The organism is Candidatus Avelusimicrobium stercoris (assembly GCF_002437085.1).
In the GTDB taxonomy this organism is placed as follows: domain Bacteria; phylum Elusimicrobiota; class Elusimicrobia; order Elusimicrobiales; family Elusimicrobiaceae; genus Avelusimicrobium; species Avelusimicrobium stercoris.
This window is the reverse complement of sequence record NZ_DJOA01000027.1, coordinates 22,505-42,300: the sequence shown is the minus strand read 5'-3', so window position 1 is coordinate 42,300 and position 19,796 is coordinate 22,505. Positions and strand designations below refer to the sequence as shown.

The 19,796-nt window shown below is 48.9% G+C and carries 19 protein-coding genes and 1 tRNA gene; 15 read left to right on the top strand and 5 right to left on the bottom strand.

Annotation, left to right across the window (positions count from 1 at the left end):
• Nucleotides 1-139 precede the first annotated feature (139 nt).
• The 6 genes from B2118_RS04315 to B2118_RS04290 all read left to right on the top strand — a co-directional run bounded on the left by B2118_RS04315 (nucleotide 140) and on the right by B2118_RS04290 (nucleotide 6,148).
• On the top strand, nucleotides 140-433 hold the full coding sequence (locus tag B2118_RS04315) for a co-chaperone GroES (RefSeq protein ID WP_428053492.1): 294 nt from the start codon (nucleotides 140-142) through the stop codon (nucleotides 431-433).
• An 18-nt stretch (nucleotides 434-451) separates the two neighbouring features.
• On the top strand, nucleotides 452-2,086 hold the full coding sequence (groL, locus tag B2118_RS04310) for a chaperonin GroEL (protein ID WP_428053490.1): 1,635 nt from the start codon (nucleotides 452-454) through the stop codon (nucleotides 2,084-2,086).
• A gap of 196 nt (nucleotides 2,087-2,282) precedes the next feature.
• Nucleotides 2,283-2,996: a hypothetical protein gene (locus B2118_RS04305; RefSeq protein WP_428053488.1), complete on the top strand. Its 714-nt coding sequence runs from the start codon at nucleotides 2,283-2,285 to the stop codon at nucleotides 2,994-2,996.
• 152 nt (nucleotides 2,997-3,148) lie between these two features.
• A complete protein-coding gene (locus B2118_RS04300) occupies nucleotides 3,149-4,027 on the top strand; it encodes a hypothetical protein (RefSeq protein ID WP_428053486.1) in 879 nt (292 codons plus the stop codon).
• 103 nt (nucleotides 4,028-4,130) lie between these two features.
• Entirely contained in the window at nucleotides 4,131-4,856 is a 726-nt protein-coding gene (locus B2118_RS04295; protein ID WP_428053484.1) for a Bax inhibitor-1/YccA family protein, read from the top strand.
• 92 nt (nucleotides 4,857-4,948) lie between these two features.
• Entirely contained in the window at nucleotides 4,949-6,148 is a 1,200-nt protein-coding gene (locus tag B2118_RS04290; protein WP_428053482.1) for a phosphoglycerate kinase, read from the top strand.
• Between the two features lie 779 nt (nucleotides 6,149-6,927).
• Here B2118_RS04290 and B2118_RS04285 read toward each other — a convergent pair.
• A tRNA-Leu gene (locus tag B2118_RS04285) sits at nucleotides 6,928-7,009 on the bottom strand.
• 112 nt (nucleotides 7,010-7,121) lie between these two features.
• Nucleotides 7,122-7,418: a preprotein translocase subunit SecG gene (gene secG / locus B2118_RS04280; RefSeq protein WP_428053480.1), complete on the bottom strand. Its 297-nt coding sequence runs from the start codon at nucleotides 7,416-7,418 to the stop codon at nucleotides 7,122-7,124.
• A gap of 128 nt (nucleotides 7,419-7,546) precedes the next feature.
• On the opposite strand from secG, the gene B2118_RS04275 reads away from it, so the two are divergent.
• Complete coding sequence (locus B2118_RS04275; RefSeq protein WP_428053478.1) at nucleotides 7,547-8,029, top strand: pilin; 483 nt, start codon at nucleotides 7,547-7,549, stop codon at nucleotides 8,027-8,029.
• A 61-nt stretch (nucleotides 8,030-8,090) separates the two neighbouring features.
• Here the strand turns inward: B2118_RS04275 and B2118_RS04270 are convergent, their stop codons facing one another.
• The gene (locus tag B2118_RS04270; protein WP_428053476.1) at nucleotides 8,091-8,657 is read right to left on the bottom strand and encodes a type IV pilin protein; all 567 of its coding nucleotides are present in this window, start codon (nucleotides 8,655-8,657) and stop codon (nucleotides 8,091-8,093) included.
• A gap of 158 nt (nucleotides 8,658-8,815) precedes the next feature.
• On the opposite strand from B2118_RS04270, the gene B2118_RS04265 reads away from it, so the two are divergent.
• From B2118_RS04265 to B2118_RS04240, 6 genes are all read left to right on the top strand, one after another.
• Nucleotides 8,816-9,694 (top strand): DMT family transporter, encoded by an 879-nt coding sequence (locus B2118_RS04265; RefSeq protein ID WP_428053474.1) that lies wholly within the window; start codon nucleotides 8,816-8,818, stop codon nucleotides 9,692-9,694.
• Between the two features lie 27 nt (nucleotides 9,695-9,721).
• On the top strand, nucleotides 9,722-10,612 hold the full coding sequence (locus B2118_RS04260) for a DMT family transporter (protein WP_428053472.1): 891 nt from the start codon (nucleotides 9,722-9,724) through the stop codon (nucleotides 10,610-10,612).
• Entirely contained in the window at nucleotides 10,609-11,460 is an 852-nt protein-coding gene (locus B2118_RS04255; protein WP_428053471.1) for an HAD family hydrolase, read from the top strand. Before B2118_RS04260 ends, B2118_RS04255 begins: the two co-directional genes overlap by 4 nt.
• 10 nt (nucleotides 11,461-11,470) lie before the next feature.
• Nucleotides 11,471-12,040 (top strand): cyclodeaminase/cyclohydrolase family protein, encoded by a 570-nt coding sequence (locus B2118_RS04250; protein ID WP_428053470.1) that lies wholly within the window; start codon nucleotides 11,471-11,473, stop codon nucleotides 12,038-12,040.
• An 11-nt stretch (nucleotides 12,041-12,051) separates the two neighbouring features.
• Complete coding sequence (locus tag B2118_RS04245) at nucleotides 12,052-13,608, top strand: hypothetical protein (protein ID WP_428053469.1); 1,557 nt, start codon at nucleotides 12,052-12,054, stop codon at nucleotides 13,606-13,608.
• A gap of 90 nt (nucleotides 13,609-13,698) precedes the next feature.
• The gene (locus B2118_RS04240) at nucleotides 13,699-16,260 is read left to right on the top strand and encodes a hypothetical protein (RefSeq protein WP_428053468.1); all 2,562 of its coding nucleotides are present in this window, start codon (nucleotides 13,699-13,701) and stop codon (nucleotides 16,258-16,260) included.
• A 207-nt stretch (nucleotides 16,261-16,467) separates the two neighbouring features.
• Here B2118_RS04240 and pepT read toward each other — a convergent pair whose 3' ends face one another.
• On the bottom strand, nucleotides 16,468-17,703 hold the full coding sequence (gene pepT, locus B2118_RS04235) for a peptidase T (RefSeq protein WP_428053467.1): 1,236 nt from the start codon (nucleotides 17,701-17,703) through the stop codon (nucleotides 16,468-16,470).
• 64 nt (nucleotides 17,704-17,767) lie between these two features.
• Here pepT and B2118_RS04230 point away from each other — a divergent pair, with 64 nt between their 5' ends.
• Together B2118_RS04230 and B2118_RS04225 are read left to right on the top strand one after the other, a co-directional pair.
• Entirely contained in the window at nucleotides 17,768-18,241 is a 474-nt protein-coding gene (locus B2118_RS04230) for an LEA type 2 family protein (protein WP_177746837.1), read from the top strand.
• Nucleotides 18,242-18,522: 281 nt separating this feature from the next.
• The gene (locus B2118_RS04225) at nucleotides 18,523-19,080 is read left to right on the top strand and encodes a pilin (protein ID WP_428053466.1); all 558 of its coding nucleotides are present in this window, start codon (nucleotides 18,523-18,525) and stop codon (nucleotides 19,078-19,080) included.
• Nucleotides 19,081-19,143: 63 nt separating this feature from the next.
• Here the strand turns inward: B2118_RS04225 and B2118_RS04220 are convergent.
• Nucleotides 19,144-19,796, bottom strand: a 653-nt coding sequence (locus tag B2118_RS04220) for a nucleoside recognition domain-containing protein (RefSeq protein WP_428053465.1), incomplete at its 5' end; no start/stop codon positions are given.

Sequence of the window (19,796 nt, the reverse complement as noted above, 5' to 3'; positions counted from 1 at the left end):
TTAACAACCCCTTTATTAGCACTCTAATAAGGGGGTTGACAATTTTAAACAGAAATGCTAAATTAGCATTAAGCCAAAGTGAGTGCTAACAACCTCACAGGCGTTATATTTACAATATCTTCATAAGGAGTGAGTGAAAATGGCAGAAGTAAAAATTAAACCGTTGGGCGACCGTGTAATCGTAAAGCCCATTGAAAGAGAAACGATGAAGGGGGGAATCATCATTCCCGACACCGCCAAAGAAAAACCGATGGAAGGCGAAGTTTTGGCCGTCGGTGCCGGCAAATTGAACGAAAAAGGCGAACGCACGCCGATGGACGTTAAAAAAGGCGACCGCGTGTTGTACGGCAAATACTCCGGAACCGAAGTAAAACTGGACGACGAAACGTATTTAATCATCCACCAAGACGAAATCTTGGGTATTTTAGGGTAATAGGGGGAAATAATCAGTATGGCTAAACAAATTATGTACGGCGACGATGCCCGCGCCAAAATGAAATCGGGTATTGAAAAAGTTGCAAACGCTGTAAAAGTTACGCTCGGGCCTAAGGGCAGAAGCGTAGTATTGGAAAAGAAATTCGGCTCTCCTCTTATTATTGACGACGGCGTAACCATCGCCAAAGATATTGAACTGGAAGACAAGTTTGAAAATATGGGCGCGCAGTTAATCCGCGAAGTCGCCTCCAAAACCAACGACGTAGCCGGCGACGGTACCACCACCGCCACGGTACTCGCCAACGCGATGCTGACCGAAGGGATTAAAAACATTACCGCCGGCGCCAACCCGACCCTCGTCAAAAAGGGTATTGAAATGGCCGTAGAAGCCACCAAGGCTGAACTGTCCAAAATGCACAAACCCGTAAAGACCAAAGAAGAAAAAGCCCAAATTGCTACTATTTCTTCCAACGACCGCGAAATCGGTAATATGATTGCCGAAGCGATTGAAAAGGTCGGCGCGGAAGGCGTCATCACCGTAGAAGAAGGCAAAACCGCTACCACCCAACTGGATATTGTGGAAGGTATGCAGTTTGACCGCGGTTACATTTCTCCTTACTTTGTAACCGATTCCGAACGTATGGAGTGCGTGTTGGAAAACCCGTACATCATCATTACGGATAAGAAGATTTCCTCTATGAACGACCTCTTGCCGGTTTTGGAAAAAATCGTACAAAGCGGCAAGCAGTTCCTCATCATCGCCGAAGATGTGGACGGCGAAGCGTTGGCTACCTTGGTAGTGAACAAACTCCGCGGCACCTTGAAGGGCTGCGCGGTAAAGGCCCCCGGCTTTGGCGACAGACGCAAAGAAATGTTGGAGGATATCGCCATTTTGACGGGCGGCGAAGTGCTTAGCGAAGAACGCGGCATTAAGTTGGACAAGGCCGAACTCGCTATGCTTGGCCAATGCGCCCGCGTAGTGGTAGATAAAGAAAATACCACTATCGTCAGCGGTAAAGGCAGCAAGGAAGCCATTGCGGCCCGCGCCGAACAAATCCGCAAACAGATTGAAAACTCCAAGAGCGAATACGATAAAGAAAAACTCCAAGAACGCTTGGCTAAACTTTCCGGCGGTGTAGCCGTTATCAGCGTAGGTGCTGCTACGGAAACCGAACTGAAAGCCAAAAAAGCCAAAGTGGAAGACGCCAAAAATGCTACCAAAGCCGGTGTGGAAGAAGGCCTCGTGCCCGGCGGTGGTGTAGCGTTGGCCCGCAGCCAAAAGGCCTTGGAAGCCTTGAAAGCCGACAACGACGATATCCGCACGGGTATCAACATTGTTAAGAAAGCCTTGACGGCCCCCTTGAAACAGATTGCCGCCAACGCTGGCCTGGACGGCGCGGTAGTAGTGGACAAGGTGCTTAGTATGAAAGGTGCCGCCGACGGCTACGATGCCGAAAACAACACCTACTGTGACCTTTTGAAGGCGGGCGTAGTGGACCCGGCCAAAGTGGTCCGCACCGCGCTTGAAAATGCGGCCTCTATCACCGGCACGGTACTCCTTACCGAAGCCTTGGTGGCTGATGCCCCCGAAAAAGAAGGTGCTCACGTCCCCGCGATGCCCGGTATGGGCGGAATGGGCGGTATGATGTAATTTAACAGTCTGGACGAAAAACCGGGGCATTTTAAAAGTGTCCCGGTTTTTTTTGTTTTTGGGGAAAAAGCAAGAACGAGCAACCCAGTATTGCCTTTTATAGGTCCTTTGGCCCTGGGGGAAGTGGGCCTTTTGGGAACTGGAAAAATGTTAAATAGTTGTATAGAATATATAAAAGAAACCAAAAGGAGAAAATATGAAAAAACTTTTAGCAGTTGCTTTAACACTTGGTGTATTAACCGCTGTGGCTTCGGCGCAGCCGTATAAGTCTGCTGATACCTACTCTTTCGCCCAATGGGCGCAAAATAACAAAAAGATTCTTTCGTATGTTGACTGGAAAAAAGCCCACGACAAGCAAGCCGCTCGCGAAAAAGCCGCGTCCAAACGGGCTTATAATGCTATCCCGGCCAAGGCAAAAACGCAGGCTCGAATTACTTGGTTTAACGACTATCAAAATATCCGCACAGACGAAATGGAAAGTTCGGCGGAACATTATACTTGCAGCGTAATTTTGATGGATTACCACAAAAAAAATGGCTTGGGTACGGTCAATGTGGCGTTCAAAAACGATTGTTTTAAGGAAATGCAAAAAAGAGCCCAGAAAGATTGGTTCACGTTCAGCATTAATTTGGACAAATTTAATGCACCCTATCAACAAGAAAGTTTTGAATACGAATACAACAACAAGGGCGACGGCGCCGCGGACAAGAATTTAAAAGCATTCAGACACGTTAAAATCGCCAATACCGATTATTACCAATTCGCTATGCCTGTGCGTACTCCGGCGTTGCAAAATGGCTTTAAAGCGCTCTTCCCAACAGCCAAGAGTTTCATTACCGTGGAAAAAGCCGCATACGCATTAAGGGCAATGCCCAGACACTCCCAAGTATCGACCTACGAGCAAAGATAACCACTCATCCGAAATAATTTAAATATCCCCTAGCAAATGCTGGGGGATATTTTTGTGGGCCTATACAAGGCCTGGGCCCTTTGGCCCTGGAAATTTGATACTAAAAATCATATTATTATAGAAAAGGCTATTTTTTAATTATGAGGAACTTTATGAAAAAATTATTAGTTTTGCTGTTTGCCTTTTGCGGTTGCGCGGCCGTCTTGAACGCGCAAACGCCAAATGTGTCCCAAAAACTTAACACCGCGCTTAAAAAGAAATTGGCGGCATCTTCTTCTACCAATGCACATAAAAAAGGAGTCATTATGATTAGAATGACGGTGCAAGCCCGCTTTACCGACGTGTACGCAAACAATGACCCCATTGTAAAAAAATGCCCCGCGGTACGCATCTCGCCCAATGCGCTTTTGGCCTCCCGAGCTTGCATTGATTTAAGTGGCAAAGGGGAGCATATTGTATATATGGGAAACGGCGTAGAACCCCAAATTACCACCCAAAGGGTACAGCGCTGGATTTCCAGCATCAAAGTGGCTGGGGTAACCATTAAACCCCGAGATTTCCGCCAAGAGGGCAAATTATTACTTATCGCTATTGACGGAACTAACGCCAAATTAAAAAAAGAAATTGAAAAATTGCCGATTACGGATCTGTTCGTTGCCAAAGATGCAAAGAAATTGGAAACGACTTTCCCCGAGATGATTCTCAACCGCGACGATATGATTTTTAGCGGACGTGAGTGCGCCGAAGTGGATATTGTAAACGTCTGCACAGGCACGCAATGCTTCCAAGTTTGCTGGAAAGTTATTGACGGCGACACGGGGGACCCGGTCTTTGGAAGAAACCCCAATAGAAGCAATTTGGATTATTTATTGGGATTTAACAATACCAACTCCAAAAAGGACGAACGCAAATCCGGCCGCTGGTATCATTTTTTGACTCAGAATTCTTTGCATTTCCTGCAAAAGAGTTTACCGGCTTCGGAATGGAATTATATTCGTTCTCACGTCAAAGACGAAACCATTTACAAATAACCCAATTCCATTTGCTTTTACACCCGCCCAAAAGGCGGGTGTTTTTTTACTATTTTTAACCAAATTTTTATAAAATAAAAGTATCTTACCAAAAGGGGGAAATATGGCTAATAATCCTATGTTTAACGAAGCCGCGTTTGAACGCGCGCAAGAATCTGCTCGTGCCGTACAACCAATGACGCTGCAAGGCACCATTAACAAAACCTTCTGCCTGCTGTTTTTATGCGTGGTAGGGGCGATGTTTACGTGGACGAACCCGCAAATTTCTGGTCTGGCGATGGGGATATCCGCCATCGGAGCGTTTGCACTGGCGATGGTTACATCCTTTAAACCGTCCATTTCTGCCTTTACCGCACCCATTTATGCGCTCTTGGAAGGGGCTTTATTAGGTGCCATTTCGGCCCAATACAACGCCCAATTTAAGGGCATTGTGTTTAACGCGGTGGCGATTACGTTCTTGGTATTTTTTGCGATGCTTTTTATCTACCGCACAAAAATTATCAAGGTATCCCGTGGGCTAATGATTGGCATTTTCTCGGCCACGCTCGCTATTTGTGTGTTATATATCGGTTCATTTATCTTGTCGCTCTTTGGCGTAAGCACGGCCTATTTAACGTCCAACTCGCCGCTGTCTGTCGGCATTAGCGTGGTGGTGTGCATTGTTGCCGCGTTAAACTTTTTGCTGGACTTTAATTTTATTGACGAAATGACCTCCCGCTTTGCCGCGCCTAAGTATATGGAGTGGTACGCCGCGTTTAGTTTAATGGTTACGCTTATTTGGCTCTACATTGAAATTTTGCAACTGTTAGCCAAATCGCAAAAGCGCTAATCGTGCCGAAGACGTCTAAATTTTGTAAAATTAAAGAGTAGAGAAACCCCGCTTTTACGGCGGGGGAATTATTAAAGGAGCCAAAAGAAACTATGAATTTTGACAGCATCAAAAAAATTCAGGATATGGACCTGAAAAACAAAAAAGTATTGGTGCGCGTAGATTACAACGTACCTTTGAAAGACGGTAAAGTAGATAACAACAAACGCATCGTCGCTACCGAAAAAACCATTAAATACCTGCTTGACAATAACTGCCGCATCGTGCTTATCGCCCACTTGGGCCGCCCGAAAGGCAAAGTAGTGCCGGAATTTAGTTTGGCTCCCGTGGCCGCCGAAGTGGAAAAATTGTTCGGCGTACCGGTGCATTTCGCCAAAGATTGTGTAGGCCCGGAAGCCGATAAAGTAGTAGCCGAAACCAAAAACGGCGAAATTGCCCTCTTGGAAAACCTCCGCTACCACCCCGAAGAAGAAAAGAACGACGCCGAATTTGCCAAACAGTTGGCTAAACACGGCGAAATCTTTGTGCAGGAAGCCTTTGGTACGGTTCACCGCGCCCACGCTTCCACCAGCGCCATTGCGGACTTTTTGCCCGGCTGCGCGGGTTTCCTCGTGCAAAAAGAAGTAGAATTTTTGGGTAAAGCCCTTGAAAACCCGGCCCGCCCGTTTGCGGCGGTGGTCGGCGGCGCCAAAGTGTCCGACAAAATTATGTTGCTCAACAATTTGATGGACAAGGTAAACGTCCTCGTCATTGGCGGCGGTATGGCTTACACGTTCCTCAAAGTACAGGGCCACGAAATCGGCAAGTCCTTGTTTGACGCCGAAAAAGAAAACGAAGCCAAAGCCGTTTTGGCCAAAGCCCAAGAAAAAGGCGTTAAAATCTTGTTGCCCGTGGACCACGTGTGCGGTAAAGAATTTGCCGAAACCACCGAACCCGTGTCCGTGGAAGACATCAACATCCCGGCTGATTTGATGGGCTTGGATATCGGTCCGAAAACGATTGCCGCGTTCCGCGAAGAACTGCTTAAATGCAAAACCATTTTCTGGAACGGCCCGATGGGCGTATTTGAATTCCCGAACTTTGCCAAAGGCAGTTTTGCCATTGCCCAAGCGATGATTGACGCCACCAAAGCCGGCGCGACCACCATTATCGGCGGCGGCGACAGCGTCAACGTGCTCAAAAAAGGCAAATTCAACCAGAAGGAACTTTCCCACGTTTCCACCGGCGGTGGTGCCAGTATGGAATTTGTGGAAGGGAAGGAATTGCCGGGCTTGGTGGCGTTAGCCAAATAAGCCGGAAATTCTGTCCGACCTTGCTTTTTCCCGCGTCCGCAAGGGCGCGGGCTTATTTTATACAGGCAGAACTTCCTGGACTTGTTGCTTTGGCTAAATAGTCTGCTGACACAAACAAAATCCTCCGCTTTGCGGGGGATTTTGTTATTTCGTCCAGAAAGAATTGCCGAGCTTGGTCGCGTTAGCGAAATAAGCCAGACAAGTACAAAACATTTGCTAAAAACCGGGCCTGCTGTTTAGGCCCGGTTTTATATATATAGTTTTTGGCGTCATCCCGTCAGAGTGGGCGGCCCCGCAGGGGCAGTTGGTGCGCTCTCTTGCTCAATATTTAAATAAAAAACCCAGACATTAAGTCCGGGTTTTTTGTGTAATTATAGGGCCTCGGCCACAAGTCGCCTCGTTGACCCTCGGCGCTCGCGGCCCCGCCCGTCCTGCTCGCCTTTCGGCTTTCAGCCTCAAACTCGTATAAGGCTCCGGCTTTCTCGTCCCTACGCAGGCAAAGCAGTTTGCCTGCTCTCTTGCTCAATATTTAAATAAAAAACCCAGACATTAAGTCTGGGTTTTTGTGTAATTATGGGGCCTCGGCCACAAGTCGCCTCGTTGACCCTCGGCGCTCGCGGCCCCGCCTCGCCATACTCGCCTTTCGGCTTTCAGCCTCAAACTCGTATAAGGCTCCGGCTTTCTCGTCCCTACGCCTTTGGCGCCCCCGCAGGGGCAGTTTGCCTGCTCTCTGCGTATAAATTAAAAAAACCGGACTTTCGTCCGGTTTTTAAATTTATTGCGCAGAGAGGGACTCGAACCCTCAAGCCTTGCGGCATGCGCCCCTCAAACGCACGCGTATACCAATTCCGCCACCTGCGCGAAAATCTTACTACTGAGGGTTTGAAAGAACATCTTTGCGACTACATATATATATTACTAAAAAACTATGCGCCGCGCAACTAAATTACCGCTTTTTTAGGCGGAAACTTAATTATTTGCCGGGTACAGCCGGGGCCGTAGCGGCCGGAACTTTTACCGAGTCCAACACCGAGGCGGACGATTTTTTATTGGAAGCAATCGTCAGCACGACGGAGGTGCACATCAAAATAAGCGCCAAAATAGCGGTAAATTTGTTAATAGCGTTAAAGGCAGTAGGGCTGGCAAACAAGTTATCCGCGCCCGACGCGCCGAAGATTCCAGCGGCGGAGCCTTTGCCGCTCTGTAAAAGGACGAGCAAAATCAACAAAATACAAACAATAAAGTGCAAAACCAAAGTTAAGGTGTACATTTGCAAATCTCCTATAAAAATAACACTCTTATTATACAAATTTTTTTTATTTTTGGCAGTATTTCTTGGCCTTGATAAATGGGGATATTTTAGTTACAATATCCACAGCAGTACAAAAGGAGGACCTTATGAAAAAAGGGTTTACATTAATTGAATTATTGGTTGTCGTATTAATTATCGGTATTTTGGCGTCGGTAGCGTTGCCGCAATACCAAAAGGCGGTAATGAAAGCGCGCCTGATGAAATGGGTTCCTGTGGTGCGCAACATCGCCGATAACGTGGCCGTGTGCAAACTGGCGACGGGAAACTCCCTGTGCACCTTGGACGAAATGGGTATTGAAATAAAGGATAAAAACGGTAATATCATTACCACCGGTGGGGATAATACGATGTTAGATGATTTCTTTTATTTCAAACGCGAAGGCGATGCTTGGTATGCAGTGGGCACTTATCCCTATGGGGGGGAATATATGATTCAGTTACTGGCAAGAGCAAACGGGGAGTTCAGGGTTCGCGCTAATTCCAGTTCCAGCCACGCTAAGGGATATAAGTTAGTTAGAAGTATGTGGAGCGATTGCGAGCAAGATGGCGGCTGGGTATATTGCAAATAATGTTTAATATGTTTTAGAAAACCCCGGGATATCAATATCCCGGGGTTTTTCATTTATATCCTTACGGCAGTTCGTACATACGGTAACCCCAATTTGTCGCCACATAATGCCCCTGCATTACACGCTCGCAAAAATCACCCGACTGGGCCGTATAGTGGCTGCCCGCCCATTCCCAGCAATACATTTTGTCTTCACTTATCCCGGTGGCTACCGTATTTGGGTGGACATACGTAAACCCGCCACATTTATAGGGTCCCTTTAAAAACATAGAAGAGGATAAAAAGTGCCTAGAACCCCAATTATTATTTACAATCAGTTCATAATTATCATTTCCGCGGCTATCCTGCGTGGTTAAACCGCATTGGGAATACCGCCCGCGGTTAGGTAAGTTAATATCCAAATCCAATTCGTCAAACTGATGCGGATAATCATTATTAGCCAAATAAAAGGCTTCCTGCGCCGTAGCCAAAGTACGCGTATTGGTCCGCAGTTCCGCCGCGCGGCTTTTCCAAACGGCCTTTTCGTATTGCGGTACAGCCACCGCCGCCAATATGCCAATAATCAAAACCATCACCAATAACTCAATGAGCGTAAAGCCGCCTAATCGGCCCGTAAACAAGTTTTTCACACGACACCTCATTTTTGATAAATTTTACTACATCTTAAAATTTATCAAAAAAAAAAAACGATACAACCCCCTTTAAAAAACGGCAGCCAACAAAGCCAAAGTCTAGCGTCCAAAATGCTATAATATAGCATCTTAATTACCGTCGGAGTTTTACAAAAATGAAACCTTTACTAGCCGCCTGGGTCTGCTGGGCCATTGTGGGCCTGTCGCCCGTAGCGGGCAAATATGCCGTTGGCGTGATTAGCCCCGCCTTACTCGTTTTTTTGGGCACGCTTATCGGCGTACTGTATTTTACGCCGTGGATTACCAACAACCACAAATGGGGGGAACTCTTAGCCAAGGAAACCTTATGGAAATTCCTCTTTATCGGCACCTTTGGCACGGCTCTGCCGTTTACCATTTCGCTTATTGCGCTCCACTACACCACGCCGGGCAACGCGGCTATTTTACAGCAGAGCGAACTTTTTTATTCTCTTTTATTTGCGTGCATTTTCCTGCGCGAATTTCCCAGCCGCCAACAACTGGCCGGAAGCGCGCTTATCGTGCTGGGCGTGCTCATCATCCTCGTCAAAGAGCAATACACTCCGCGCTGGACGGGCGATTTGCTCATCGTCGGCAGTACCTGGATGTTGCAGGCGGGCTCCACATTAGCCAAAAAACTCCCTCAAAACTTGGACCACCGCGTAATCGGTATGGCGCGCAACTTGTTTGCCTTGCCGGCGCTCGTGGTAATTTTAGCCGTAATGTGGGCAATGAAGGAAACCTTTGTTTTAAAACCCAATGTGCAAATGTTCTCCGTTTTGGCCTATACGGGTATTTTGAAATACGGCCTTGCAATGGTGGTATGGTACAAGGCTATCCGCGCGCTGGATTTAAGCAAAGTAACCGCCATTTACCTTTCTTACCCGGTGCTCGCGCTCTTAATTTCCACCTTGGTCGGGTTTGAAAGCATTACCCTGCACCAAGTAATCGGCCTGGCCGTAACGTGCGCGGGGGCGTATTGGGTCAGCGTTACCGTTAAAAAAGAGGGCCATTAACCCTACAAATTAGGTAAAATATAATATATGTTTAAAGTATCCCCGGTAGCCGCCATTTGGCTGGCTTGGTTTTTTGTAGCGTCCAATGTCGTGGTAACTAAATTTGCCACGCCCTATGCGGCCTCTGCGCTGTATATGCTTGTCAGTTGCGTGGTTGCCACGGTGCTTTTTACGCCGTACCTGCTTAAAACGGGCGGGCATAAAGTTTTATTTAAAAAGGGCGTCTGGCTGCAATGCTTGCTGATGGCCACCTTCGGCACCGCTTTGCCGATGACGATTTTTATGTTGGCCCTTAATTACACCACGCCGACTAACGCCGCCGTTTTAAACCAGTTTGAAATGGTCTATTCCCTCGTAATGGCGTACTTTTTATTGGGGGAAAAACCGACCGGGAAACAACTCTTTGGCTCGGCGCTCATTATTTTGGGCGTAGGCGTTTTGCTGTGGCAGACGGGGATGTCTGTACAGTTAAAGGGCGATTTGATGATTTTGGGCAGTCTGTGGATGTTCCAATTAAGCCACATTTTTGCCAAAAAACTGCCCGCCGATATGCCGCCCGCTTTGATTGCGGCGGCGCGCGCTATGTTTGCTATCCCGGTACTGGCCGTTTTGACGGGTGCGCTGTGGGCGATTCAGGGCCCGCAGTTGTTTGTTACGTCCTCAGGCATTTTGTGGGGGACCTTGGCTTTTAGCGCGGTGTGCAATTATTTTATCGGCAACACGTTTTGGTACACGGCTATCCGTAATATGCACTTGGGCAAGGCAACGGCTATTATTTTGTCTTACCCGGTGCTGACGTTTGTTTTGTCCGTTCTGCTTAAACAGGACACAGTTACGATTCACAAAGTGCTGGGTATGGCGCTTGCTATGGCGGGCGCGTATATCGTTACCGGCATTATCAAAGGAGAAAAGAAATGAAAAAACTCGTTTTATTTGACTTGGACGGCACGCTCGTAAACGCGGGCGGCGCGGGACGCACGTCTTTGCGCAAAGCCATTAAAGAACTCTACGGCGTGGAGCCGGAGTTTGACCACAGTTTAATTTCGGGCCGGACAGATTTAGATAATTTCTCCATTGTCTATTCCCTTGTCAAAAAAGGCAAAAAACCCACCGCCGCCGAAATGAAGAAAATGAAGGCCAAATATTTGGAAATTTTGCCTACCGAAGTGCACGCCGTCGTCCGCTGCAAAAAGTATGACTTGGTGCCCGGCGTGGAAAAATTCTTAAAAATGCTCTCCAAGGACAAGGATGTTATCTTGGGATTAGGAACCGGGAACTTGGAAGAGGGCGCAAAAATTAAATTGGAACCCAGCAAACTGGGCTCTTACTTCTCCGTCGGCGGTTACGGCGAAGACGGACACACCCGCGAAGAAATGCTCCAAGCGGCCGTTAAACGCGCGGAAAAGAAATTTAAAACCAAACTGGAACCCGACCAAGTCTATGTCATCGGCGATACGCACCGCGACATTTGCGCCGCCAAGAACTGCGGCTTTCACAGCGCGGTACTGACCAACGGCTTTGGCGATGCGCAAAAAATCCAGCGCGCCGCGGCCGAACTGGAAACCAAAGATTTTAACGACATTACCACCTTCTGCGTGTGGCTCGGTTTAAAAACGGACCCCAAAGGCGTAAAACGCGGCAGTTACATTATGCCCGCCAGCGCGATTGAGCACGTCTTTTTCAGCCGCACGGGCATTGACGAGGACCGCCTCAAAATGCTGCGCATTAAAAAATATTCCGACCTTGAATCCGGAACCATTATGTAAGGCGGGCGCTATGGAATGGTACACCGCCGCGGATAGATTTACAGAAGCGTTAGCCTCCTCGGACCCGACACCGGGCGGGGGGGCCGCCGCCGCTATGGCGGGGGCAATGGGTTGCGCGCTGGCGATGATGGCGGTAGGCACTACGCTTAAACGCAAGGCCACGCCCGAGGATATCCGCCCCAAACTGACCCAAAGTTTAAAACGCTTGGCCGCCTTTAAAACGGAACTCAAATCCTATATTCAAAAGGACGGCGACGCTTACGCCGCTTATCTAACCGCCAAAAAACTGCCCAAAGAAGCCCCGGAAAGAGAGCAAGCCGTGCAAGATGCGCTCTTGTTTGCGGCCCGCGTTCCGGCCGATGCGGCCAGCGCCGCGCTACATTGTTTAAAGGAAGTGGAAGCCGTTAAGGGCGATATTGCCGAAATTATTATGTCGGACGTCGCCTGCGCGCGCCACCTGTTGCAAGCCTGCATTAAATGCTCGGTGGAAAGCATACGCGCCAACCTGGCGTTTATCAAAAACGAAGACCGGGTAAACGAATTAAATAAGCAGATTTCCACCTTTTTAAAGGCCTGCTGAAAGGATACGTTATGAGCGAAAAAGCCAACAAAAGAAGCGGTATGCTGGGCACCATTTACAATATGCTCCCCGGCATTGACGACGACTACGCCGCCAAACTCGTCTATACGCTGGAAAACAAAAAATCCCTGCCGCGCTTGCAGCAGGACATTGCCGACATTGCCGCCCAGTTAAGTTCCGACTCGCCGATGACAGACACGATTATTGCCAAAATTTTGTTGGACGAAATCACTATCCCGGCGGCCCTGCGCCAACTGCGCATTTACAACAACGCTACTTCTATGACCGAACTTTGCGCCGCGCTGGAAACGCCCGCCAAGGATACGGCCAAACTGTTAGAGGTGTATTCCTCGTTTTCCTCGCGCAAATATTTTGACGAGGAATTTGCCGCCGCTTTAAAGGATGTGCAAGACTCCGACTTAAAGGATGAGGAAAAAGCCCAGCACGCTGTAAACAAACTGTTGGAACAGGCCAATACGATTTTGCAAAACTCCCCTAAAACCATCCGCCAAAACCGAAAGGATATTTTTAAAATAGCGGACAAATACCATTTAACCGTTAAATTAACCGCCGAGTTGCAACTCTTATACACGCAGCCCGCCAGCATTTTGTTTAAGCCGGAATTTGACCGTCTGCACAAAGAACTCTTATCGCTCAACCCGGACGAACACCTCTGCGCTTCTTTAGCCGCGCACGCAATGCTTTGCAAAATTACGCCCAAAGACGCGCAGGACGTGGCTACATTATCCAAACTCTTAAACGGACAATTATTGGAAGAAGATTTGCTGATTATCGCCTGCCGCTATTTAAAGGTCAAATCCCCGCGCGACATTGCGGCCACCTTTGAGGCCGTGCTTAAAAAGTTGCCGCACGTTTCCAGCCCCGAAAAAAACCTGGGCCTTGCCGTGCGCGTCCTGTTGGACGGCACCGCCGACAGTTTTGATAATGCTTGCCGCCAAGCCTCGCTGGTGCGGGAGAGAGAAATCTTACGCCAAAACCTGTCCAAAAAGGACTTATACAGCGGCTATGAATACGACCTCGCGGACCGCTTTGGCGGCAAAAAAACCTTTGTACAGTTGGAGCACGAAATGGCGGACCTGTTAAAGGCCTTGCCCCATTGCTCCGACGAAAAAGACAATAAAGAACTCGCCTGTAAGGTGCTTTTGGGCACAATGAGCCAAGAGGAAGCCGCCAAGCAGGCCCAGTACCTGCGCGACATCAAGGCCAAAACCATTACACAAGGCCTCGCGCCCGAACTGATGAAGAGTTACCTCGGCACCAAGCCTGCGGAAGAGTTACTGCAATTCTTTGACCGCTCGCTCGCGCCGTTTACATTTTGGAAGTCGGACCGGGAAAAACATATGTTCGCCCTGCGCACCTTGGTGGGGGAACTAAACGGCACCTACAACCGCCGCATTTCGCAGTTTGTGCTGGAAATGTTGGAAAATGGCTCGTCGGTGGAACTCTTAACCGATATGTTAAGCAACATCCAGCAACGTAAAACCAGCCGGGCGGAATTAGAGGAACTGTTGGAAAGTTACAAACAGGCCCGGGCCGCTTCAAAATAAAAAACTAAAAAAATACTGTTAAATTACGCGATAATTTGCTATATTTTTATCGTACCGTGTTATATTTATTTTATATAGGGTGAATACACAATGAGATATTGGGTCTATATCAATGATAAAGTAGAAGGTCCTTACGAAGAGAACAAACTGGTAACGCTTAACGGCTTTACCCCTGATACGCTGATTTGCTCGGAAAATTCCGCTTCCGGCGGCAACCAAGAGTGGGTAAAGGCATCCAGCGTGTTTGAATTTGACACTGTTGCCGACCAACAGCCGGCTGCCGAAACCGCGCAAACGCAAGCGGCTGAACTTGTTGCTTCCGCCGCGCCTGCCGACGGAAAACTCTCGCTTTTATTAGAGAAGTTGGAACAATTAACCAGCCAAATTACGGGATTGCAGTCCAAACTGGACAATATGCAATCTAAACTGGACGAGGCCATCGCCACGCAAAACACCCGCAATATGGAAACCAGCGACCACCCGGCCTATATTCCTCCGCAAGACGACGCTCGTGCCAACACCATCACCCTTACGCGCAAACCGCTTGAAGAAGAACATTTAGAATCGGACACCATTGAAAACACGGAAAATTTGGTTTCCCAGGCGGAAGATATTGTCGCAGCGGCCAATAAAGAGGAAAAACCGCTTGATATGTTGGGCCCCGTGGACTTGGGCGAAACCAAGCACGACACGCCAACCGAAGTAACCTTAGGCTCCAAAGCCGAAGAAGCCGTGGTGCTCCGCTCCGCGCTTGATTCCTTATACGGACAAAAGCCGATTCAGACCCAGGAAGAAAAAGAAAGCACCTTCCAAGATTTGCTTACGCCCCAACAGGCCAAAATGTTAGCCAGCCAAGCCGACGCCAACAAAAAAGCCCAAGAGGAAAAAGCCAAAGAAGTTTCCGGCCTTACCGCCGAAACCGTAGAAGCGGCCCCCAAAGCGGAAGAAGCTGCCAAAGAAGCCTTCTTGGCTGAACTGGGTGCCGCCCCCAAAGAAGATGTTTTAGACCAAGTCATTAAAGAAAAAGAAGAAGAAAAGAAGGAAGCCACCTTTAAAATGGCCGCCGCGGCCGCCGCCGGTGCGGTAGCCGGGTTGGCCGCCGCCGAAGGGCTTAAACAACAAAAGGAAGAACAGCCCGCGCAAGGCTTTGAAACGGTGGAACAAGCCGCCGCAGAGCCGTTGCCGGAAAATAAAACCTTAGATTTTACCAACGAAGCGCCCGCGCTCTCCATTGCGGCGGATAAAGAAGAACCCGCCAAGGAAGAGCCCGTGCTTCCGGCCAACCAGTTGCCTGCGGATATGCCCGCCGATACTCCGGCCGAGCAGCCGAAAGAGCAACCGGCCGGATCCGCGGCTCCGGCCTTTAACGGCGATTTGCCGTCCTTGGACGAAGCGGGAGCAAAACCCGCCGCTCAGGCCGACACCACCGACGAAAAAGAAGAAACGATGCAAGAACTTGTCCCGGGTGCCAAGGCCGAAAAGCCCGAAGGCGTGCTGATTACCGATGAAGACTTAAACGAAGCCTTTGCCGAGCGCGACAACCAGCCCGAACAATCGGTGGAACAGATGTTTGGTATTGACAACAATCAACAAACCCAGCCCCAAACGCCTGCGGCGCAAGAAGAAGCCCCGGCGCAGGAAGTGCCGCAATTTAGCGACCAAACGGCTGATAAACCGCTCCCGGTAGGCAATCCCAACGATTTGACCGAAATTGAACTCAAAGAGGGTTCCACCTATTTAATTTCGGACTTTGTTCCTCCTGCCCAGGCTTCTAACGAACTGCCCAAGGAACTGACCAACTTAAACGCCAAAAAGCAAAGCGTTGACCCGAACGAGGGCAAAACCGAATTGCAGGAAATGGTAGCCCCGCTCAAACAGACCGAAAAAGAGGCCGAACCCGCCGCCGACGCACCGAAAGATGTTACGGTTTCCCAAGTGATTTTGGAAAACACCATTAAAACCAAACGAGGTGCGAAACTGGACATCAAAACGGTGCCTATGGTGCCGGAACCGGCCCAAACGGAACGCTTGCATTTTGAAGGGTTAGACGACGATATCAACACCCAGCACGATGTAAAGAGTGCCGACGTAAAGCCCTCTGGCAATATGACAAAGGCCATCGTAGGCGTAGTGGTTGCCGTAGTATTGGCCGCACTCATTTATGTAATGCTGGCGTTTATGAACTTAATCCCGGCGCAGTTTAACCTGCTTGCCGATAAACAGCAACCTACCCAAACGGTAACGCAGAGCGCTGAAATGGACGAAATGTTGGGTAACCAGCCCCAGCAGGCCGCCCCGGTAAATGTGGCGCAGCCTGCCGCTAACCCGCTTGATACGGTGTTAAGCGACGTGAAGAACTATCCGTTGATGAACGGCTACACATTACAGCAGTTTATTGAAGCCAAGCACCCGGCCGCCAAGAATTTAATTACCTGGGATATTTCCACCGCCGTGGACCCGGACAATTATTCTATTTTGGTAAAGGTTCCGCCGGAGAATCCGCAGAGTTTCAAAATCTCTTACCGCTTTAACTATAACGCGGTAACCAAAGCGTTGGACCCGACTATTTCCGACGCTAAAAACCTGTTAGATTCCGCAAACCAAGGCGCGATGCCCGCCCAACAAGCGGCCCAGCCGTACCAAGGCCAATAAGCCTTTTAAAAGTAAAAATACCCCTGCACTAGCGGGGGTATTTTTTTATGTACTTTTTACGGTACGCGAATAGATATTCTTTCATTAAAATGGCTCGTAGAGCAGGCCACACCTTGCAGGCCGCACCTTAGCAGGCCACCAAGTCAGGATTAATAAAAAAGCCCCAAGGAAAATCCCCGGGGCTAAAACAATCAAAAGCACTACCACTTATTTGGCGGCATCCTTAATCACGCTTTCCAACACGTGGAAGGCCTTTTCCGCCCAATTCATACTCACCCACTCATACGGGCCGTGCGGATTTTCGTACCCCGCAAAAATGTTGGGCGTAGGCAATCCGCGCAAAGAGAGTTGGGAGCCGTCCGTCCCGCCACGCGCCTGCGTCAAGCGGTAGGGAACCTGGTTTTCCTTTAAGGCTTTTTCCAACAAATCCATAGACTGCGGATTTTTCTTTAAAATATCGCGCATATTGCGGTATTGTTCCTTGAACTCCACCTCAATTTTGGCCGCTGGGTATTTTTTTCTCTTTTCTTCTACGAGGGCGGTCAAATCCTTTTTAAACTGCTCAAATTTCGCCAAATCGTGCTCGCGGACGATACCTTGCACGCAAGCGGTATCCAAGGCGCCGGTAATGTCTTTAAACAGCACAAAGCCGTCCTCGCCGTCCGTAGTTTCCGGCAGTTTGTCCTCCGGCCAGGAAGAAATAATATCCGCCGCAATACGCACCGGGTTGGCCATAAAGCCCTTGGCTGAACCGGGGTGGCAGGATTTGCCCGTGATATTAATGGTTACAGTATCGGCGTTAAAATTACCGCAGTCAATATCGCCCAAGGTTGCGCCGTCAATGGTGTAGGCGAAATCAGCCGCGAATTTCTTCACGTCAAAATAGGCGATGCCCGTACCCGTTTCCTCGTCAATGGTGAACGCGGCCTTTACCGGGCCGTGTTTAATTTCGGGGTGCTGCAACAGGTACTCACCCAAAGACATAATGACGGCAATGCCCATTTTATCGTCGCCGCCAAGCAAAGAATTGCCGTCTGCGGTAATGATAGTGTCGCCCTTGCAAAGTTTCAAATTAGGGGCCGTTTCGGGCGATAAAAACATCTTTTTATCCGCGTTGATAGCCAGCGTACCACCGTCATAATTTTCGTGGATTTGCGGGCGGATGTTGGCGCCGTTGTAATCGCAAACGGTGTCCATATGGGCAAAAAGGCCAATAGTCGGAGCCTTTTTATCGGTATTGGCCGGGATAAGTCCGGTTACAAAGCCATATTCGTCCACCTCTACTTCGGCAAAGCCGATTTTGCGCATTTCGTCCGCCAATTTATGCGCAAAGGAAATTTGGCTGGACGTGGTGGGGGTTACGTTGCTGGTGGGGTCGCTGGTGGTATCCACCGCCACATAACGGGCAAAGCGGTTGTAAATGGTTTGTTGCAAAGGATTCATAAAATTCTCCATAAAAGGGTTAATTTATTATACAATTTATTATCTTGTGATTTGGGAGGATTAAATGAAGAAACTGTTTTTATTTATTCTTTGCGCGGGTATGCTTGCCGCGTGCGCCTCGGTAAAGGAAGCGCAAAACGTAGCCAACTGTCAGTTCGCCTTAAAGAGCGTGGAACTGACGGATTACAATTTAACCTCGTTCGGCTTTGACGTGGTGGTAGCCATCACCAACCCCAATAAAACCGAAGCCGCCACGGTGAAACGCTTTGAAGGAGTATTAACTGCCAACGACGATAAAATGGCTGACGTTACGCTAAAAGATGTGCGCATTGAACCGCGCGCGACCAAGAACGCCAAGGCCAAAATCACGGTGCCGATGTCCGCCTTTAACAGCAAGTTATTAGGGCTTATCAGTATGGGCAGCGGCACGCTGGACTACCACTTAACGGGCACGATGTATTTTGACGGCCCGCTGGGAACGGAAATCCCAGTGCCTGTGGATATCGGCCGTTACGGCAGTTATAACATTACGGACTAGGAGGAGGGGAGTTCCCTCCTAGATTTAAAAAATTCATCTGTTTTTGGAACCGTATGCAGAATACGGAGAGCCGCCGAAAGCGGCACAGAAACGCTCCAAAAACAGCCGATTAAGGAGTGAAGCAAGCGGCCTAATTACCCGCGCGGTTCACTCCTAGCGTTTGCCGCCCGAAAGGGTGGCAAACCACGGCTGTTATATGCTTGGGTTAGCGTTTCTGGCTCAAATATAGCAGCCGTTTTTTTGCGTCAATTTTCCAAAAACAGTTTATAAAGGAGAAACTGATGCAAACAAAATCATCCGGCTTCACGCTTATTGAGTTGTTGGTTGTTGTACTTATCATAGGCATTTTAGCCGCCGTCGCCCTGCCGCAGTATGAAACCGCCGTTTTAAAGGCGCGCTTGGGCCGCTTAATGCCCAATGTGCGTACTATCAAAAACGCCGTAGAAGCCTATTATATGGCGACGGGCTCTTATAACCAAGCCCAAGATTTAGACTCGCTGGATGTGGGGGGCTTAAACGGATGTGCCTCCAACACGGCGGGTCATATGCATTGCAGTGATTACTGGGTAGATATCTCTTCGGGCGTAATCAATCGGGCCGGAAACGCGGTAGTAGGGTTTGCTGGGAAATACGGTACGCGCAATATCCCGTTAGCCTACGCAATGTATTATGACAATTCTCCTTATCCGGGGCGCATTGAGTGCTGGGCGCAATCCACCAATGCGGCGGCCGTTGCGGCCTGTAAAAGTATGGGGGGAACGCCCGCCGAACAAAATCTCTCCCACTCCCAACCCTACGAAATGGGTACACCTATTGATATTTTTATTTTACAACAGTAATGGAAAGCCCCCAGTAAAAATGTTTGCCGGGGGCTTTTCATATATCTTATCTGACAATTTTTATTACATCAAAATCAGCCGTAACACCCACGACGATAAGAACGCCATACAAAGCGTTAAGGCAATCACTCTAAATGTATCCTTCCAGCCACTCTCACGCAGCATTACAAAGAACGTCGCCACACACGGCAAGTACATTGCCATAAACACGCACGCTACGACCAATTCTTGTGGCGGCAAGTTAAACGGCTGTAACAAGGCGATAGACACGTCCTTGCGCAGACAGCCCAAAATCAGCAAAGGAGTTGTGTCCGCGGGCAAGCCCAAAATGTGCTCCACAGGGTAGCGCGCAATTTTGGCAATCCAGTTTGTCAGGCCGGAAAGTTGCATTAAATCCACAAACAGCACACCCACCAAAATAAGCGGCAGGGCATCGCCCAAGTATTCCTTCATACGAATCCACAACTTACGCAGCAAAGGCCGCCATTGCGGAATTTGCCACGAGGGAATTTCCATAAACAGTTCAGGCGTTTCGCCCTTCATCAGTTTATTTAAAATCGTCCCCGCCAAAATACCGTTTACAAACAGGGCGAAAAATACAATCAGCATATATTTTAGGCCGTAGGGGGACAAAATGGAAATAATCATTGCGGTTTGGGAAATACACGGCGCCAGCACCAAAATAAGCGCCAAGGCAATAATGCGTTCGCGGCGGG

Excerpts from the sequence above, each read along its gene's own strand:
- B2118_RS04290 (WP_428053482.1), top strand. The coding sequence starts at position 4,949 with ATGAATTTTGACAGCATCAAAAAAATTCAGGATATGGACCTGAAAAAC.
- B2118_RS04240 (WP_428053468.1), top strand. The coding sequence starts at position 13,699 with ATGAGATATTGGGTCTATATCAATGATAAAGTAGAAGGTCCTTACGAA.
- B2118_RS04275 (WP_428053478.1), top strand. The coding sequence starts at position 7,547 with ATGAAAAAAGGGTTTACATTAATTGAATTATTGGTTGTCGTATTAATT.
- B2118_RS04250 (WP_428053470.1), top strand. The coding sequence starts at position 11,471 with ATGGAATGGTACACCGCCGCGGATAGATTTACAGAAGCGTTAGCCTCC.
- B2118_RS04305 (WP_428053488.1), top strand. The coding sequence starts at position 2,283 with ATGAAAAAACTTTTAGCAGTTGCTTTAACACTTGGTGTATTAACCGCT.
- B2118_RS04230 (WP_177746837.1), top strand. The coding sequence starts at position 17,768 with ATGAAGAAACTGTTTTTATTTATTCTTTGCGCGGGTATGCTTGCCGCG.
- secG (WP_428053480.1), bottom strand. The coding sequence starts at position 7,418 with ATGTACACCTTAACTTTGGTTTTGCACTTTATTGTTTGTATTTTGTTG.
- groL (WP_428053490.1), top strand. The coding sequence starts at position 452 with ATGGCTAAACAAATTATGTACGGCGACGATGCCCGCGCCAAAATGAAA.
- B2118_RS04300 (WP_428053486.1), top strand. The coding sequence starts at position 3,149 with ATGAAAAAATTATTAGTTTTGCTGTTTGCCTTTTGCGGTTGCGCGGCC.
- B2118_RS04315 (WP_428053492.1), top strand. The coding sequence starts at position 140 with ATGGCAGAAGTAAAAATTAAACCGTTGGGCGACCGTGTAATCGTAAAG.
- B2118_RS04295 (WP_428053484.1), top strand. The coding sequence starts at position 4,131 with ATGGCTAATAATCCTATGTTTAACGAAGCCGCGTTTGAACGCGCGCAA.
- B2118_RS04265 (WP_428053474.1), top strand. The coding sequence starts at position 8,816 with ATGAAACCTTTACTAGCCGCCTGGGTCTGCTGGGCCATTGTGGGCCTG.
- B2118_RS04225 (WP_428053466.1), top strand. The coding sequence starts at position 18,523 with ATGCAAACAAAATCATCCGGCTTCACGCTTATTGAGTTGTTGGTTGTT.
- B2118_RS04255 (WP_428053471.1), top strand. The coding sequence starts at position 10,609 with ATGAAAAAACTCGTTTTATTTGACTTGGACGGCACGCTCGTAAACGCG.
- B2118_RS04260 (WP_428053472.1), top strand. The coding sequence starts at position 9,722 with ATGTTTAAAGTATCCCCGGTAGCCGCCATTTGGCTGGCTTGGTTTTTT.
- pepT (WP_428053467.1), bottom strand. The coding sequence starts at position 17,703 with ATGAATCCTTTGCAACAAACCATTTACAACCGCTTTGCCCGTTATGTG.
- B2118_RS04245 (WP_428053469.1), top strand. The coding sequence starts at position 12,052 with ATGAGCGAAAAAGCCAACAAAAGAAGCGGTATGCTGGGCACCATTTAC.